Annotated in this window: 2 protein-coding genes; one reads left to right on the plus strand and one right to left on the minus strand. The window is 60.4% G+C overall.

The genetic code is table 11. The features are described from left to right. The coding region (locus HLUSI_RS0104060) for a TRAP transporter substrate-binding protein (RefSeq protein ID WP_016832762.1) at nucleotides 1-973 on the minus strand (973 nt) is incomplete at its 3' end. Between the two features lie 230 nt (nucleotides 974-1,203). Between HLUSI_RS0104060 and HLUSI_RS0104065 the strand changes: the two genes are divergently transcribed. After that, nucleotides 1,204-2,313, plus strand: coding sequence for a LacI family DNA-binding transcriptional regulator (locus HLUSI_RS0104065; protein WP_016832763.1), 1,110 nt, complete (start codon nucleotides 1,204-1,206; stop codon nucleotides 2,311-2,313). The last annotated feature ends 83 nt before the right edge of the window (nucleotides 2,314-2,396 follow it).

Raw genomic sequence — 2,396 nt, forward strand, 5'->3', positions numbered from 1 at the left:
CGAACTTCTTGTGCCACTCGGTGTAGAAACCGGAAGCGCGCAGCTTGGCGCGGAAGGAATCGGCGTCGGCATTGTTGAAGGCCAGACCCTTGCCCTTCATTTCATCGACCAGCGAATCGTTGAGCTTGCGCACGTCGGCGCGTTGGTTCACACCGGCTTCGTTGATGATGCGGGTCATCAGTTCTTGCAGGTCCTTGGGCAGGCGCTCGAAGGACTTCTTGTTGCCCAGGAACCAGAAACCGTCCCACATGTGATTGGTGATGGAACAGTACTTCTGCACCTCATAGAGCTTGGCCGTGGAGATGATGGCCATGGGGTTTTCCTGGCCTTCCACGATCTTGGTCTGCAGGGCCGAATAGACTTCGGCGAAGTTGATCGAGGTCGGCGCCGCATCGAAGGCCTTGAACATCGAGGTCCACAGCGGGCTGGGCGGCACGCGCAGCTTCATCCCCTTGAGATCTTCGGCGACCTTGATGGGCTTGGTGCTGTTGGTGATCTGGCGATAGCCGTTGTCCCAGATCTTTTCAAACGCGAAGAGGGTGGACCTGGCTTCGATCTGCTTGCGCACATGCGCGCCCAGCTCGCCATCCATGGCCGGCCAGACCTGGCTGTAATCCTTGAAGGCAAAGCCGATGCCGGAGATCTGCGCGGCCGGCACCAGGGTGCCCAGGATCAGCGGCGAGAGCGTGAAGAAATCGATGGCGCCGGCGCGCACCTGCGAGAGCATGTCGGTGTCGGTGCCCAGCTGGTTGTTGGGGTAGAGCTGCAACTCGATGCGGCCCTTGGATTGTTCGGCGATGGCGGCGGCCATTTCCTTGGCGCGCGCATTCATCGGGTGGGTGACCGGCAGATTGTTGGCGTACTTGAAGGTGAACTCGGCCGCATGGGCCGACGTCGATACCAGGCCGGTCGCGGCGGCGGCCGAGGCTACCGAGGCGGTCTTCAGAAAGTGGCGGCGGGTCATGGCGTGCATTGCGTATCTCCTGGATTTTTATAGGTCGTTGAGGGCTGCAGATTCTGTTCGGTCAGCGAAGATCAGCGCATCGATGCAGCGAAAAAGGTTTTCCGCCGATGCTGTCTCCTTGTATATTCTTGATGTTATTTGATTTGTCTCGATTGCTTTTTGCAGAGAATAGGCTTTGAATTCAAACAGGTCAAAGCAGATTCATGATGGTTTTTGATGTAAACATAAAATATCCAGCCATGGCATTTTCTCCCGATCCCCGCCTGCCGGCCGATGGCGCCGGCGAAGGCAACAACGAAGGCGGCCGCGCCCGCGTGACCGACATCGCACGCGCCGCCGGTGTGTCCACCGCGACGGTCGACCGCGTACTCAACCAGCGTCCCGGCGTGCGCGCCGCGACCATGCAAAAAGTCCTGAAGGCCGCCGCCGCGCTCGACTATCTGCCGGAAGCCGATCTGTACAAGGCAATGCAACCCAAGCCGATGCGACTGGTGTTCTTGCTGCCGCCGCAGAGCAACCGCTTCATGCAGATGCTGGGCGACTACATCGCGTTTTCCGAGGAGCAGCTGGCGCCGTTCAACGTGAAATGCAAATGCCACCACATCGAGGGCTTCAACCCCAGCGTGCTGGCCAAGCGCCTGCTGCACTACGGCCGCCAGGCCGACGGCGTGGCCTTCATGGCGCTCGAGCATCCGCTGGTGCGCGAAGCGGTCAATACGCTGGTGGCTGAAGGCATCCCGGTGGTGACGCTGATTTCCGACCTGTCGAATTCGCGCCGTGCAGCTTACGTCGGCATGGACAATCGTGCGGCGGGCCGCACGGCCGGCTATCTGCTGGGACGTTTTCTCGGCGGCGGCAATGCCGGTGGCGGCAAGGCCAAACCGATGAAGGTCGCGATGATTGCCGGCAGCCTCAGTTATCGCGGCCATGAAGAGCGCGAGATGGGATTCCTGCATGTGCTGGAAGAGATGTTCCCACATCTGCAGGTAGTCGGCCTGCGCGAGGGGCACGATGACGCCGACACCAACTACAAGCAGGCGCGCACGCTGCTGGAGCAGTATCCGGATCTGGTCGGCATGTACAACATCGGCGGCGCCTCGGATGGCGTGGGCCGCGCGCTCAGGGAGAGCGGGCGCGAGCAGAAGGTGGTGTTCATCGGGCACGGCCTGACGCCGGATACGCGTGGGTTGCTGATCGACGGGACGGTGGATGCGATTTTGACGCAGCATCCGCAGAACATGATCATGAATTGTGTGCGGATATTCGGGAATTTGCGGGAGAAGAAGGAGGCGTTGGCGGGGGTGGAGGCGGTGAGGATCAGTGTGATGTTGCGGGAGAATTTGCCTTAAGGTTTTGCACTTGTCCCGACTTCTGTTTGCCGATAGCTTCTGCTTTCCTTTCGTCGATCAACCCTTCGCCGGGGGTAGCCCGG

The organism is Herbaspirillum lusitanum P6-12 (assembly GCF_000256565.1).
Taxonomy (GTDB): domain Bacteria; phylum Pseudomonadota; class Gammaproteobacteria; order Burkholderiales; family Burkholderiaceae_D; genus Herbaspirillum; species Herbaspirillum lusitanum.

Coding starts and splice junctions, on each gene's coding strand:
- HLUSI_RS0104065 (WP_016832763.1), top strand. CDS start 1,204: ATGGCATTTTCTCCCGATCCCCGCCTGCCGGCCGATGGCGCCGGCGAA.